Source organism: Rhizobium sp. Root274, from assembly GCF_001429245.1.
Taxonomy (GTDB): domain Bacteria; phylum Pseudomonadota; class Alphaproteobacteria; order Rhizobiales; family Rhizobiaceae; genus Allorhizobium.
In genome coordinates this window covers 209,063-222,885 of the sequence record NZ_LMJE01000001.1, presented here as the reverse complement: position 1 = coordinate 222,885, position 13,823 = coordinate 209,063, and the positions used below count along the sequence as shown (strand labels likewise).

Here is a 13,823-nt window from a genome sequence, read left to right as displayed (position 1 = left end):
CCGGCCTTTTCTTTTGCCCCGATGATGTAAAAAAGGCCCGGCCGCTTTCGCGGGCGGGCCTCCTTCATTCCAAACCCGGCTGGATCAATCGTTTGCCGTCACCTTGACGCCGATCAGGGTCGGGATGGTTTCCGGCGCACCCATGGCGGCACCCATGATCATTGGGAAGGCGACCGGGTTGGTCGGTGCGGCAACGATCGTCAGTGCTTTCGGATCGTCGATATAGGTGTTGACCGCGGCAGAGACTTCGTTCTGCAACGCGCCGAGCTTGGCCTGGGCGAGCAGCATCGGCACCATGGCCTTCACCATCTGGCCCATCTGGGCGCCGTCGGTGCCCTGGCTCTTGCCGGCATAGTCGAGGCCGCGCTTGGTAATTCCGGCATCATCGAAGCGGATCTTGGCGTTGATCAGCGACAGCTGCTGCACGAGGCCGAGCATGGCAAGGCCGGCGGCCTGCTGCGCCTGCTGGTTCTCCGGCTGCGCCTGCATGGTGCGCGCCTGCTCCTGCATCTGCTTGACGAGGTCGAGCGTGTAGCCGGAAATGCCGAAGGACATGGAGAGCTTGCCGACATTGGCGAAGTCGATCGAATAGTCCTCGACATCGATCGTGCCGGTTTCCACTTCCCAGCTGCCCGACATGTTCAGATTGCCATTCAGCGTCTGCAGGCCGAGCGCGTCGATCATTTCCTTGCTCTTGGCGTCTTCGACGCTGGTGAGGTCGGCATTGACGCCGGTCGCCGAACCTTCGAAGGAGATAGTCGTCTCGTCGTCGGAAAGGCTCATCGTACCGGTGGCTTCGCTCATCGAGAAGACCGGCTTGCCGTCAACCGTCACCTTGACCGGGCCGCTATGGGCTTCTTCGTAGAACATCAGCGAATCGATGCCTTCGGCCTTGGTGTCGCCCGGCACGTAGATGCCCGCGAGGTAGAGATCGCTGACGGAGAAGGTCGATTTCTCTTCCGTCATGTTCACTTCGGGAAAGTCGACGCGCTCGATGTAGTAGGCGCCGCCGTCTTCTTCGGTCACACCCTGCAGTGTGAGCTCGTCGAGCTTCAATGGCGTCTCAGCGCCTTTGTCCGGGCCGAACTTCACGCCCTTCAGCACCACGTCTTCGCCGTTGACCTCGATCGTGTCGGCCGTGATTACGGTGCCACCGGCGGCATAGGAAGCATTGATCTTCTTCAGCAAATCGGCGCCATCGAGCGCAAAGGCCTGGGCGGAGAGGCCGCAGACGGCAGCCCCTGCAAGAAGGATGCGGGTGGAATGGTGCAAGCTCATGAGACGTCGTCCTCTGTGGCTGATCCGCGCCGCCAGGCGCAGGTCTTAGAATGGCAGCTACATATAAGTGGGTTTGAAATCTGCTTCCACCGATTTTCGACGCCGAAACGCGCTTGCCTCTTCCTCGGTGATGACGGTCACAACAGCATAATCCACAGGCAGAGCCCCCGGATTCCTTGCCGTTCAGGCCCATCTCCGCTAGGTGAGACCCATGGGGAAAAATCAGCTTCCGCCCGATGAGGGTGGCGACAACATTCAGCCGGTCGATCTGAAGGCGGCGCTCGAAGAGCGCTATCTCGCCTATGCGCTCTCGACCATCATGCATCGCGCGCTGCCGGACGTTCGCGACGGGTTGAAACCCGTGCATCGCCGCATCATCCACGCGATGAGCGAAATGGGCATTCGGCCGAACTCGGCCTTCAAGAAATGCGCCCGTATCGTCGGTGACGTCATCGGTAAGTTTCACCCGCATGGCGACCAGTCGGTCTATGATGCCTTGGTGCGTCTCGCGCAGGATTTCTCCCAGCGTTATCCGATCGTCGACGGGCAGGGCAACTTCGGCAATATCGACGGCGACAGTGCGGCGGCCTATCGTTACACCGAAGCCCGCATGACCGATGTCGCGGCACTTCTGCTCGAAGGGATCGATCAGGACGCGGTGGATTTCCGCCCGACCTATAACGAGGAAGACGACGAACCCGTCGTCATGCCCGGCGCCTTCCCGAACCTGCTCGCCAACGGCTCCTCCGGCATCGCGGTCGGCATGGCAACCTCCATCCCGCCGCACAATGCCCATGAACTCTGCGATGCAGCGCTTTACCTGATCAAGAACCCCGGCGCCTCCGTCGAAGAGCTGTTTGCCGATCCGGCCCATCCGGAGCGCGGCGGCATCGAGGGGCCCGACTTCCCGACTGGCGGTATCATCGTCGAGAGCCGCGCGTCGATGCTCGAAACCTACCGCACCGGTCGCGGCGGTTTTCGCGTGCGCGCCAAGTGGGAGATCGAGGATCTCGGTCGCGGCGGGTACCAGATCGTCATCACCCAGATCCCCTTCCAGGTGCAGAAGTCGCGCCTGATCGAGAAGATCGCTGAACTGCTGATCGCCCGCCGCTTGCCGCTCCTGGAAGACATCCGCGACGAGAGCGCCGAAGACGTGCGCGTCGTCATCGTGCCGAAGAGCCGCACGGTGGACGCGACCCTGTTGATGGAATCGCTGTTCAAGCTCACCGAGCTTGAAAGCCGCATTCCGCTCAATATGAACGTCTTGTCCCAGGGCAAGGTGCCGAAGGTCATGGCCCTCAATGAGGTGCTGACCGAGTGGCTGGAGCACCGCAAGGACGTGCTCGTTCGCCGGTCGAAGTTCCGCCTGGCTGCCATCGACCGCCGCCTGGAAATCCTGGGCGGCCTTCTGATCGCTTATCTCAACCTCGACGAGGTGATCCGCATCATCCGCGAGGAGGACGAGCCGAAGCCGGTGATGATCGCCAAATGGGATCTGACCGACGTTCAGGCCGAAGCCATCCTCAACATGCGGCTGAGAAACCTGCGCAAGCTAGAGGAATTCGAGATCCGCAAGGAGCATGATGAGCTCTCGGCCGAGAAGGCCGAGATCGAATCGCTGCTCGCCTCAACCGACAAGCAGTGGCAGACCGTCGCCTGGGAAATCGGCGAGGTGAAGAAGAAATACGCCAAGGCAACCGAGCTTGGCCGCCGCCGCACGCTGTTTGCCGATGCGCCGGACGCCGATGTCGAAGCAATCCAGCAAGCAATGATCGAGAAGGAACCGATCACCGTCGTCATCTCGGAAAAGGGCTGGATCCGTGCACTCAAGGGCCACATCTCCGATACCTCGTCGCTAACCTTCAAGGAAGGCGACGGGCTGAAGGTAGCGTTCCCGGCCCAGACGACCGACAAGATCCTGCTCGTGACAACGGGCGGCAAAGTCTACACGCTCGGCGGCGACAAGCTGCCGGGTGGCCGTGGCCATGGCGAACCCTTGCGCATTATCGTCGACATGGAAAACGACCAAGACGTGCTGACCGCCTTCGTCCATGACGCGACCCGCAAGCTGCTCTTCGTCTCGACCGCCGGCAACGGCTTCGTCGTGCCGGAAGGGGAGGTGGTCGCCAACACCCGCAAGGGCAAGCAGGTGATGAATGTCGGCATGCCGGATGAGGCGAAACTCGTGGTGCCCGTCAGTGGCGACCATGTCGCCGTCGTCGGCGAGAACCGCAAGATGCTGGCTTTCCCGCTCGCCCAGATCCCGGAAATGACCCGTGGCAAGGGCGTCCGCCTGCAGCGCTACAAGGACGGCGGCATTTCCGACGTGAAGTGCTTCGCGATTGCCGACGGCCTGACCTGGGCGGATTCGGCAGGGCGCACCTTCACAAAAACCAAGGACGAACTGATCGAGTGGCTGGGTGACCGCGCCACCGCCGGCCGCTCTGTGCCGAAGGGTTTCCCGCGCAGCGGCAAGTTCGCCGGCTGAGCCGGACCTGAGATGTCGAGAAAGAAAGCCGGTCGCGAAAGCGGGCGGCTTCTTTCGTCTCTGGCTCAACCACCTTCCCAGATCGCCCAGATGCCCATCAGGGTCGCGGCATTGCCGAGGATGAAATGCGAGACGACAGGGCCGGCCAGATTGCGATAGGCGAGGAAGAGCCAGCCCCACACGATCCCCGTCACCAGCGCGACCACGGCGAGGGACGACGAGTAGTGCAGGTGGAGCGTCGAGAACACCAGGGATGAGATTAGCACGGCCGCAGCCGGGCGGGTTCGGCCCGGCATCAGCTTGGCAATCGAGGTCAGAAACACACCGCGACAGATCCACTCCTGCAAGGCAGCGATCAGGATATAGGTATAGACACTGAAGCTGATCAGCGCCGGATCGATGAGCGGTGTGCCTGAAAGCTGCGGATAGAGCCGCGTGCGGAAATAGGCCATGGCGGCGAGGGCCGGCAGGCTGATGAGGACGCCGACGAGGATGGAGCGCCCGAGATTGGCTCGTCTTATGCCCATGTCATGACGGGTGAGGCCACAGCGCACGGTCAGCCCCCAGAGAATGAAGCCACCCCAGAGTTCCATCGCCCTTGATGTCCAGAAGATCATCGCGTCGTGATGGGTCGCCCGCAGGCTTCCGAGAAGCAGGGCATTCACCAGAGCATAGGCATTCACCATCAGAACGATGGTGACAAACATGAAGGCGAGGGCGTGATAGCGGCGGTCAGCCTCTTCCAGCGCCACGAATTGCTCCTTCAGCTTGCCATAGCTGGCCGAGAGCTGAGCATAGATCTTGCGGAAGAACAGGGTGGCCAGTTCAGGCCGGTCGCTGAGAAATTCGCGGTAATCGGTCCGGTCGATCACCCAGCCCCGCACGGAGGTCCGCGCCCGGGCAGACGCACTGCGCGGATCACCGCTGATCATGCCGAGTTCTCCGATGAGGGCCCCTTCGCCGGCAACCGCCAGCGTGTCGCCGCTATCAGGCGCAAACACTTCGATTTCGCCTTGGGCGATCAGGATCGCGAAGCTGCTGTCATCGCCCTTGCTGAAAATGGCCTCGCCGGCCTCGTAGCGCACTGGATCGACACGCTGGCGGAAGCCTTCGAGATAGCTTTCGCTGACGCGGATATCGGTGTGTTTGAGAAGCTTTTCGGAAAACTCCTGGGCTCCCCGCAGGATGTCGGTTTGCGCGATGGTCATGATCAAGGCCCCGAACAGGTATGGACGTGTCCATATACCGGCTTCGGTGCTCAAGATCGCGCCGACGGATCGGCCAAGTTTGGGAGCAGTTCAGGCGACGGGCAGTTTCACAGGCTGACGACGGTAGCAAGCCGCGGCACGGCCTTGATCCGTACCTCCTCGATCGGCACGGGCCGACCGAGATAATAACCCTGGCCGAGTTCGATCCCGAGCTCGTGCATCAGGTCCACGTGATCGGCTGTTTCCAGACCCTCGATCAGGATCTTCAGGCCGCGATTGCGAATGAGCCGGATGATGTCCTCCAGCATGGCGCGACCGGCGGGACGGCGGGCGTCCTGAAGGAAGGAGCGGTCGATCTTCACCGTATCGAACGGGAAGAGGCGCAGCCACGAGAGGCCGGCAAAGCCGGTGCCGAAATCGTCGAGCCAGATGCGGATGCCGAGTGCCTGCAGATCGGTGATGCAGCGGATGACGTCCGACTGGCCTTCCATGTCGATGCCCTCGGTGATCTCGAAGGCAAGCTGCGAGCCCGACACGCCGGTTTCTTCGAGGATCGTCGAGACGGCGAGGGCGAACCCGCGCGACTTGAGCTGGATCGCTGACACATTGACGCTGGCCAGCGGCACAAGACCCGGCGCCAGCACTTCGGTGCAGGCGCGGCGGATCGCCCATAGGCCGAGTTCAAGAATGGCACCGGTGCGCTCTGCCACGGGAATGAACTGCCCCGGCGACAGTGGCGTGCCATCGATCATCTTCAGGCGCATCAGCGATTCTACGCCCTCGACCCGGCCTGTTCGCATGTTCTGGATCGGCTGGTAGACGAGATGCACGAGATCGTTGCGGATCGCCATGCGCAGGGTGGCAGCGATGTTTTCGTTGTCGTCGCTGCTGAGCGGATCGTTGGGATCGAACAGGCGCACGCAGTTGCGACCGTTGGCCTTGGCGGAATAAAGCGCGCGGTCGGCTTCGTTGATGATGCGCTCGAGCTTCGGCCCGGTCTGTGCCCGGGTGTAGGCGGCACCCACGCTGACCGTGACCACGGCCTGACCGTCTCGACGCTGGTCATGCACGAGCGCCAGATCTTCAACGGTGGCGCGAATGACTTCGGCAAGGGCCGTGACCTGTTCGCGACCCGTTACGCGCGACAGCACGATGAACTCTTCGCCGCCGTAGCGTCCGACAGTCGCATTGAGCGGCTTCAGCATGTCGCTGAGCGCAGACGCCACCATCACAAGGCAGCGGTCGCCGGCCTGATGACCATAGAAGTCGTTATACTTCTTGAAGAAGTCGACATCGACGAGCATGACCGCAAAGCTCGTCCCCTCGTTCTGCCAATTGCTCCAGTGGTCCCGCAACCGCTTGTCGACAGCGCGACGATTGTCCACGCCGGTCAGGTAGTCCGTGTTGGACAGGCGCTCGAGGGCTGCCCCTCGCTTCTCCGATTCCTCATGCTGCTGGGCTGCTTCCCGCGCATTGAGAAAGACGTTGTAGCGTTCCCTGTTCAGCTTCCAGTTCACGTAAGATGTGAAGGTGAAGCAGGAAAAATAGAAGAGCACATGCACCATCAGCTGGTCAGAACCAATGGTGGGTGCGTAGGCGAGGCTTGTAAAGAAGATCAGCATAATGGCGGCAGAGGTCGCCACGGACAACCGGAAGAACAGGTTGAAGAACAGGTTGGCACTCATCATGAAGATGGTGCCAAAATACATGTAGAAGCGGAAAGTCTCTAGGACTTCCGTCTTCATTGCTGGAAGGAGCCAGGCCAGATAGGCTGCAACGACAGTCACTGCGCAGGTAAGGTCAGACCATTTGGACGAGGCGTTCGCTGCGACAACGACTTCCATAGCTATAAGAGACGTAATGGCGACGGAAAAGCGCGCCGTAATCGTCCCTACGGCGACGTCGGGAATCAGCATCGCGTCTGCAATGCCGAAAAGCAGGTACACGACGAGTGCTAGCCAAAGTCCGTGTCGGGTCTCGCGAATTTGCGCCGTCCCGCGGTAGCGCATGTACAGGCGCTTCAATGCGGCAGGGGACAAGGTTTCAGTGAGCAGGGTTCCTTGCTCGACCGTCAGCCCATGATTGCCCGCAGGAGGCGCGCCTATGCCGCGTGACGAAGAAGGCACATTTGATTCCGCCAGATCTGGCTCATCGTTGCCCCGGTCCATCATGTGCTCCCGTTTCCACGCTGCACACTTGCAGACGCGCTGCATGGAGTTAACTGGCACAAGCGTTAACTACGTTTTAAGATCTTGGCAGAATGGGGCTGTACGTAATCCAAATCCCAAATATGGTGTACAAAAGGTTTAAATAGAATTTTACTAAAATGGAGCGAACGATGAGCGAATTGAAAATGGCAATCGATGGTCAAAGCCTGATCACCCCGGCCTCCATTGCGTCGCAGGTCTTCTCATCTACAGACGCCATCAGGGACAGCGAACTGGACGAGGCACGGGCCGAACTCGCGCTTCATCTTCGGGTCGCCGAACAGCAATTCCTGCAGGACGGCGCCATCGGCCAGATCATGCTGCGCCTGTTCACAGCCATGAACGCCGTGCGCAATCGTTACTCTCCCAAGATCTGGGAACAGCTGATCCCGATTGCCCAGAACCACCCGGTCGCGCGCTACTGCCATGAAGATCCCTTCACCCGTTGGTCCTTTGAAAAGCCGCGGGGCTATTCCGGGGACGCCGGTCTCCTGGATTTCATTTATGCGCACCCATCGGTTCAGCCTCTGCTGGACGCGGCAAGTCCCCTCGGTAAGGCGGTTCATTCCTTCGTCAGTCAGGCTCCAGCCTGCGTGGCCGTGCGCGAGCGACGCGATCTACTTGCTCAACTGGTTGACGATGTCGCATCCTCTCGCGGTGGCGAAGCAGAGATCCTGACCATCGCATCAGGCCATCTGCGGGAAGCCGCCATGTCGCAGGCCCTCAAAGACAAGACAGTCAAGCGCTGGGTCGCTCTCGATCAGGACCCGCTGAGCGTGGGGGCCGTGGCAAGCGAATATGCCGGGACTGTGGTTGAGGCCGTGAACGGCTCCGTCGGCACCATTCTAAAGCGCTCGCAGACGCTCGGCACCTTCGACTTCATCTACGCTGCCGGCCTCTACGACTATCTGGCCGACGAAGTGGCCATCAAGCTGTCGCAGCGCTGCCTGCAGATGCTGAAGCCGCACGGCACCTTCCTCTTCGCCAACTTCGCCGACGAGATCCCGGATGACGGCTACATGGAAACCTTCATGAACTGGGCGCTGCTGCTCCGTTCGGAAGAGGACATGTGGCGGATCATGCGCGCCACGACCGAAGGCCTCGATGTCGAATGCAGCATCCGCTACGGCGCCAACAAGAACATCGTCTACGGCATCATCCGCAAGCTGTCCTGAGACGAAAATGCATCTCCCCGCTTGCCTTCGGAAGCGGGGAGATCACGTTGGCCTTAATGTCCATATTTGAGGCGCAACGCGGGGCCAGCGTCATTCTTCCATGTCAGACGAAAACCGAGTCCAGCCCTGGTTCATCAGGTGCTCCTGCGGCTGAAAGCGGGTCTTATAGCCCATCTTTTGCGATCCCCGCACCCAATAGCCAAGATAGACATGCGGCAGGCCCAGCGTCTGGGCGCGACGGATGTGGTCGAGCACCATCATCGTGCCGAGGGACCGCTTCTCCATTTCCGGATTGTAAAACGAATAGACCATCGACAGCCCGTCGCTCATCAGGTCGGAGAGGGCAACCGCGACGAGTTCGCCGCGCGGCTGCGCCGAAACACCGTCGCCTGGGCTGCGCAGCCGGTATTCGATGATCCTTGTCTGCACATGGCTGTCCTCGACCATGATCGCATAATCGAGCGCAGACATGTCCGACATGCCGCCCTGCTGGTGGCGGGCATCGAGATAGCGGCGGAAGAGGGAAAACTGTTCGGTGGAAGGCTGCGCTGGAAAAACCGTGGAGACGAGGTCGCGATTGGTCGCTTCCACGCGCCGGAACGCCCGGCTTGCCTCAAATTCCTTGACCAGCACCCGCACAGAGACGCAAGCACGACAGGCCTCGCAGGCAGGGCGGTAAGCGATGTTCTGCGACCGGCGAAAGCCGCCCTGGGTGAGGAGATCGTTCATTTCGGTGGCCCGGGGGCCGACCATATGCGTGAAGACCTTCCGCTCCAATTCGTCCGGCAGATAGGGGCACGGCGCGGCGGCCGTGAGATAAAACTGCGGGGAGGGGGAGGTCTGGGTATTCATCTGTCGCCGAAGAGAATCCTCTGTCACGTCATCTCTGAGACTAGGATGGCGCAAGAATGCAAAACGTCAACACTCCGGGTTGATCCCGGAGTGTTTTCTTAAAGACGCTGGACGAGGAAAAGTTTCAGTAGGTGCGGACGGTTGCCGTCCCGACGAGCAGATCGTGCACCAGGCGCGAGCGCTCGATGAAGAGACCCGCCAGCAGGATAAGGGGCGTCAGCACCGAGTTCAGGATCCAGAACAGCGCCAGATGTGCGATGGCGGTGATGAAGTCGAGCTTGCGTCCATCCAGGCGGACCATGGCAATACCCATCATCCGCATGCCGGGCGTGGCTTGCGAGGGACCCGCGAGCGACATGCCAAAATAGAGACCGGCCACGACGAAAAACAGGATCGGATAGAGAAACCAGCCCAGCCCCAGCGTCAGGATGCCGAGGAAGAACACGACCACGGCTGCCGGGATCCACAGGAGACCGATGAACAGGTAGTCGACGATAAAGGCGAACACCCTGCGCGACAGCACGCCGCTATAGGCGCGCCAGTCTTCGGGGGCGGCATAGGACGAATTACTGTCGAGGCTCATGGGCGGAACTCCTTTGGTTGTTCCCCAGATATGGGAATTCCCGGGACGAATACAATAATCCGTCAGGCGTCATCCCTTGCGTGCGAGGTGACGGGCCACCTCGACGGCGAAATAGGTAAGGATGCCGTCACAGCCGGCCCGCTTGAAGCAGAGCAGCGTTTCCAGCATGGCCCGCTCGCCATCGATCCAGCCATTGGCGGCGGCCGCCTTGATCTGGCTGTACTCACCCGACACCTGATAGGCAAAGACCGGAAGCCCGAAGGCTTCCTTCATGCGCCAGCAGATATCGAGATAAGGAAGGCCTGGCTTGACCATCAACATGTCGGCGCCTTCCTCGACATCGAGCGCGGCATCCCGGATCGCTTCCGTGCCGTTGGCGGGGTCGATGTAATAGGTCTTCTTGTCGCCCTTCAGCAGGCCGCTGGTCGAAATCGCTTCTCGGTACGGGCCATAATAGCAGGAGGCAAACTTCGTGGCATAGGACATGATGCCGACCGCCTGGTGCCCGGCAGCATCGAGCCCGCGGCGGATCGCACCGATGCGCCCGTCCATCATGTCCGAGGGCGCAATGACGTCGGAGCCGGCATCGGCCTGGGCCACGGCTGCCCGCACCAGCTGGTCGACCGTCTCGTCATTGACGATCTCGCCTTCACGCAAAATCCCGTCATGCCCATGGCTGGTGAAGGGGTCGAGCGCCACGTCGGTGATGATGCCGATATTGGGCACGGCCTTCTTGATCGCAGCCGTGGTCTGGTTGATCAGGTTGTCGGCAACGAGGATATGCGAACCGGTTTCGTCCCGCAGACCCATCTCGACATTCGGGAAGGTGGCGATCGCAGGAATGCCGAGATCAGCCGCTTCCTTCGCCGCCTCCACCGCCTTGTCGACGCTCATCCTGAAAACTCCGGGCATAGCGGCAATCGGGTCCATGATGCCGCTGCCGGGCACGACGAAGATCGGCCAGATCAGATCGTCGACGGTCAGCCGGTTCTCCTGCACCATGCGCCGCTGCCAGTCTGCCTTGCGCAGGCGCCGCATGCGCCGATGGCCGGTCACGTCATCCACGGAATGGGTCTTGTCCGTCATCGTCTCGTCCTTGATCTGGTCTTCGTCTTTTGCCGTCTTTGGTTGCTGCTGATAACATGCCGCCCGCCGCTTGCAAAACGACCGTGTGTCGCAAGCGCAAGCGCAAGGAAAGTGCGGTCTGCTGCTGCTGGCGGTCGTCAGGGGGAGGCCCTATCTTGGACGCCATGGAAGCTGATTCGCCGACCACGTCTCTCCGCAGCCTGACGGAGTTCATCTATATTCTGTTCCTGCGGCTCGTGGCGCTCGCCTGCCTTTGGTTCGGCCTGCAATATTGGGGCATGCTCGTCGGCTATAGCCATGGCGGGCTCGGACGCTTTGATCTCTTGTCTCTGCCCTGGCGCGTCGCAGCGGCTGGGCTTGCCGTCGTCTTCCCGGTCGCCGCCCTCGGTCTGTGGCTCACCGGCTCGTGGGGGCCGGTGATGTGGCTGATTGCAGCGGGCGGCCAGGTCCTGATGTTTTCCGTCTGGCCCGATATCTTCGGCAGCAATATGTTGGCCATCGTGATGCATGTTTCCGTGGCGGTACTTTACCTGGCCTTCCGCCTGGCGTTGTGGCTCGAAAGCAGACACAAGCGGGAGACGCTAACCGTTGATTTACCCTGATCCCAGGACGGGCTTTGGTAAGCCTCTGTTAAGCCTGCGTTTTAAATAGAATTTTATGCGCATTGGATACTGTCCTCATCAAGGCGGGAGAAAAAACCAACACCGCCAAACAAAACAGTGAGGCAGATCGATATGAACACGAAGCTCAAGCCGCAGGCCGCCCCCCTTGATCCGCAGGAAGAAGCAATCCGCTCGCTCTACCTGGAATCCCTGCACCTGGTGGAACGTCTCCACCGCCGCCTTCTCGATGTCATCAAGGACGAGTTCGACCGCAAGGGTCGCTCCGACGTCAACGCCATCCAGGCGCTGCTCCTCTTCAACATCGGCAATGCCGAACTGACCGCCGGTGAACTGCGCTCGCGCGGCTACTACCTCGGCTCGAACGTTTCCTACAACGTCAAGAAGCTCGTCGACCTCGGCTTCATCAACCACCAGCGCTCGCGTGTCGATCGTCGCTCGGTCCGCATCAGCCTGACGGATGCCGGCCAGGAAGTCGCCGAAACCGTTGCCAAGCTCTATGAGCGCCACATCGGCTCGATCCAGAAGGTCGGCGGCATCGGCACCGACGAGTTCACCCAGATGAACAAGCTCCTGCAACGCCTCGACCGCTTCTGGAACGACCAGATTTTGTACCGCCTCTGAGCTTTCCGCTCGCCGACCTCCAGACCGCGATCCACCGCACCAAACCGGACGCTTCCTCGTGAAGCGGCCGGTTTTGTCGTTTGTCGGTCACAAGGTTTTGGTCCTTGGACACGCTCTCGTGACACAACCTCTTGGTGACACGAATTGGCCATATTGATATGGGACCGCCGGGCGAGCGGAGTGTGCGGCCTTGTCGCCTCCCAAACACCCAACAACGAGCTGGCACGTCCTTTTGGCGGCGCTTTGTTAACCATGAAGCGGTATGCGTCTGGTTCTGGTTCAGGATGAAACGGTAGGGAATATGTCGAAGAAAACGGGAATCGTTGATCTTTCACGGCGGTCGTTGCTGCGCGGTGCTGCTGCAATGGGTGTCGCGGCTATCGCCGGTCAGGCCGCTGCACAGACGGCGGTGGACGAATTGATCAATGCTCCGCGCCGCGGCAACTGGGACGATCAGTTCGATGCGCAGGCGTCGCGCACGACCGCGACGGTTGTGTCCAACACCGCGATGCTCAGCCCCACCAGCCTGATGAACATTCAGCAGGCCATCGGCCAGTACCAGATGATCGTCTCGAACGGCGGCTGGCCCCAGGTCAATCCTTCGGTCAAGCTGCAGCTTGGCGTCACCGATCCGTCGGTCCAGGCCCTGCGCCAGCGCCTGATGGTCGCCGGCGACCTGCCGCAGGAAGCCGGCATGTCGAATTCCTTCGACAGCTATGTCGACGGGGCCGTCAAGCGCTTCCAGGCCCGTCACGGTCTGCCGGAAGATGGTGTGATCGGTGAATTCACGCTGAAGGCGCTCAATATTCCAGCCGACATGCGGCTCAACCAGCTGAACGTCAACTTCCAGCGCCTGCAGGACACGCTCGCAAAGCCGCTGGAGAACCGCTACATCGTCGTCAACATTCCGGCGGCCTATGTGGAAGCCGTCGAAAGTGACCAGGTCGCTCTGCGCAACACGGCGATCGTCGGCCGCATCAGCCGCCCGTCGCCGCTCGTCAGCTCCAAGGTCTCCGACATCATCCTCAATCCCTACTGGACAGCACCGCGCTCGATCGTCGAGAAGGACATCGTGCCGCTGATGCAGAAGGATCCGACCTATCTGACGCGCAACGCCATCCGCCTGATCGACGGCAACGGCAACGAAGTAGCGCCTGAAAGCGTGGACTGGTTCGCGCCTAAGGCCCCGAACCTGACCTTCCGCCAGGACCCCGGCAAGATCAACGCGATGTCGTCGACGAAGATCAACTTCCCGAGCCCTGATGGCGTCTACATGCACGACACGCCCACCCAAGGCCTGTTCAACAAGCTGATGCGCTTCGAATCCTCGGGCTGCGTGCGTATCCAGAACGTCCGCGACGTCGTCGTCTGGGTTCTCAAGAATACGCCCGGCTGGAACCGCCAGCAGATCGAACGTGTCATTGCAAGCCGCGTCAACACCCCCATCAAGGTGGCAGACGAGATCGGCGTGCACTGGGTCTATCTCACCGCCTGGTCGCCCAAGCAGGGAGTCGTCCAGTTCCGCGACGATATCTACCAGCTGGATGGCGACGCGCAGCTGGCGCTGCAGACCAATATCGGCCAGGAGCAGGCAAGCGGCTCCATTGATGATGACATTCTGCCGCAATAAGCAGGCCGGTTGATGCCCGAATGATGATTGACATCGCAAGCCGCGTCCTCCGGGCGCGGCTTTGTCTATTTG

The 13,823-nt window shown here is 60.8% G+C and carries 11 protein-coding genes; 5 read left to right on the top strand and 6 right to left on the bottom strand.

Annotated features, from left to right (window positions below; translation table 11 throughout):
* Positions 1-84: 84 nt before the first annotated feature.
* A complete protein-coding gene (locus tag ASE36_RS01215) occupies positions 85-1,278 on the bottom strand; it encodes a hypothetical protein (protein WP_062274796.1) in 1,194 nt (397 codons plus the stop codon).
* Between the two features lie 211 nt (positions 1,279-1,489).
* Here ASE36_RS01215 and parC point away from each other — a divergent pair, with 211 nt between their 5' ends.
* A complete protein-coding gene (parC, locus tag ASE36_RS01210) occupies positions 1,490-3,766 on the top strand; it encodes a DNA topoisomerase IV subunit A (protein ID WP_062274793.1) in 2,277 nt (758 codons plus the stop codon).
* Positions 3,767-3,831: 65 nt separating this feature from the next.
* On the opposite strand, the gene ASE36_RS01205 is transcribed toward parC, so the two are convergent.
* Together ASE36_RS01205 and ASE36_RS01200 are read right to left on the bottom strand one after the other, a co-directional pair.
* Complete coding sequence (locus tag ASE36_RS01205; protein ID WP_062611226.1) at positions 3,832-4,974, bottom strand: cyclic nucleotide-binding domain-containing protein; 1,143 nt, start codon at positions 4,972-4,974, stop codon at positions 3,832-3,834.
* A gap of 107 nt (positions 4,975-5,081) precedes the next feature.
* Positions 5,082-7,145: a putative bifunctional diguanylate cyclase/phosphodiesterase gene (locus ASE36_RS01200; protein WP_244484371.1), complete on the bottom strand. Its 2,064-nt coding sequence runs from the start codon at positions 7,143-7,145 to the stop codon at positions 5,082-5,084.
* A gap of 167 nt (positions 7,146-7,312) precedes the next feature.
* On the opposite strand from ASE36_RS01200, the gene ASE36_RS01195 reads away from it, so the two are divergent.
* Positions 7,313-8,356 carry a class I SAM-dependent methyltransferase gene (locus ASE36_RS01195; protein ID WP_062274787.1) on the top strand — a complete coding sequence of 348 codons (1,044 nt, stop codon included), beginning with the start codon at positions 7,313-7,315 and terminating at the stop codon, positions 8,354-8,356.
* Positions 8,357-8,446: 90 nt separating this feature from the next.
* Here the strand turns inward: ASE36_RS01195 and ASE36_RS01190 are convergent, their stop codons facing one another.
* From ASE36_RS01190 to hemB, 3 genes are all read right to left on the bottom strand, one after another.
* The gene (locus ASE36_RS01190; RefSeq protein WP_062274785.1) at positions 8,447-9,208 is read right to left on the bottom strand and encodes an arginyltransferase; all 762 of its coding nucleotides are present in this window, start codon (positions 9,206-9,208) and stop codon (positions 8,447-8,449) included.
* Positions 9,209-9,332: 124 nt separating this feature from the next.
* On the bottom strand, positions 9,333-9,791 hold the full coding sequence (locus ASE36_RS01185; RefSeq protein ID WP_062274782.1) for an RDD family protein: 459 nt from the start codon (positions 9,789-9,791) through the stop codon (positions 9,333-9,335).
* A 69-nt stretch (positions 9,792-9,860) separates the two neighbouring features.
* On the bottom strand, positions 9,861-10,877 hold the full coding sequence (gene hemB, locus ASE36_RS01180; RefSeq protein ID WP_062274779.1) for a porphobilinogen synthase: 1,017 nt from the start codon (positions 10,875-10,877) through the stop codon (positions 9,861-9,863).
* A 164-nt stretch (positions 10,878-11,041) separates the two neighbouring features.
* On the opposite strand from hemB, the gene ASE36_RS01175 reads away from it, so the two are divergent.
* The 3 genes from ASE36_RS01175 to ASE36_RS01165 all read left to right on the top strand — a co-directional run bounded on the left by ASE36_RS01175 (position 11,042) and on the right by ASE36_RS01165 (position 13,751).
* Positions 11,042-11,479 (top strand): DUF6163 family protein, encoded by a 438-nt coding sequence (locus ASE36_RS01175; protein WP_062274777.1) that lies wholly within the window; start codon positions 11,042-11,044, stop codon positions 11,477-11,479.
* A 132-nt stretch (positions 11,480-11,611) separates the two neighbouring features.
* Positions 11,612-12,121, top strand: a complete 510-nt coding sequence (gene ldtR / locus ASE36_RS01170) for a transcriptional regulator LdtR (RefSeq protein WP_062274774.1) — start codon at positions 11,612-11,614, stop codon at positions 12,119-12,121.
* A gap of 301 nt (positions 12,122-12,422) precedes the next feature.
* Complete coding sequence (locus ASE36_RS01165; protein WP_062277800.1) at positions 12,423-13,751, top strand: L,D-transpeptidase family protein; 1,329 nt, start codon at positions 12,423-12,425, stop codon at positions 13,749-13,751.
* The last annotated feature ends 72 nt before the right edge of the window (positions 13,752-13,823 follow it).

Bases quoted from the DNA above. Each gene is read 5' to 3' on its own strand.
- ASE36_RS01190 (WP_062274785.1), bottom strand. From the start codon at position 9,208: ATGAATACCCAGACCTCCCCCTCCCCGCAGTTTTATCTCACGGCCGCC.
- parC (WP_062274793.1), top strand. From the start codon at position 1,490: ATGGGGAAAAATCAGCTTCCGCCCGATGAGGGTGGCGACAACATTCAG.
- hemB (WP_062274779.1), bottom strand. From the start codon at position 10,877: ATGACGGACAAGACCCATTCCGTGGATGACGTGACCGGCCATCGGCGC.
- ASE36_RS01205 (WP_062611226.1), bottom strand. From the start codon at position 4,974: ATGACCATCGCGCAAACCGACATCCTGCGGGGAGCCCAGGAGTTTTCC.
- ASE36_RS01195 (WP_062274787.1), top strand. From the start codon at position 7,313: ATGAGCGAATTGAAAATGGCAATCGATGGTCAAAGCCTGATCACCCCG.
- ASE36_RS01185 (WP_062274782.1), bottom strand. From the start codon at position 9,791: ATGAGCCTCGACAGTAATTCGTCCTATGCCGCCCCCGAAGACTGGCGC.
- ASE36_RS01165 (WP_062277800.1), top strand. From the start codon at position 12,423: ATGTCGAAGAAAACGGGAATCGTTGATCTTTCACGGCGGTCGTTGCTG.
- ASE36_RS01200 (WP_244484371.1), bottom strand. From the start codon at position 7,145: ATGATGGACCGGGGCAACGATGAGCCAGATCTGGCGGAATCAAATGTG.
- ASE36_RS01175 (WP_062274777.1), top strand. From the start codon at position 11,042: ATGGAAGCTGATTCGCCGACCACGTCTCTCCGCAGCCTGACGGAGTTC.
- ldtR (WP_062274774.1), top strand. From the start codon at position 11,612: ATGAACACGAAGCTCAAGCCGCAGGCCGCCCCCCTTGATCCGCAGGAA.
- ASE36_RS01215 (WP_062274796.1), bottom strand. From the start codon at position 1,278: ATGAGCTTGCACCATTCCACCCGCATCCTTCTTGCAGGGGCTGCCGTC.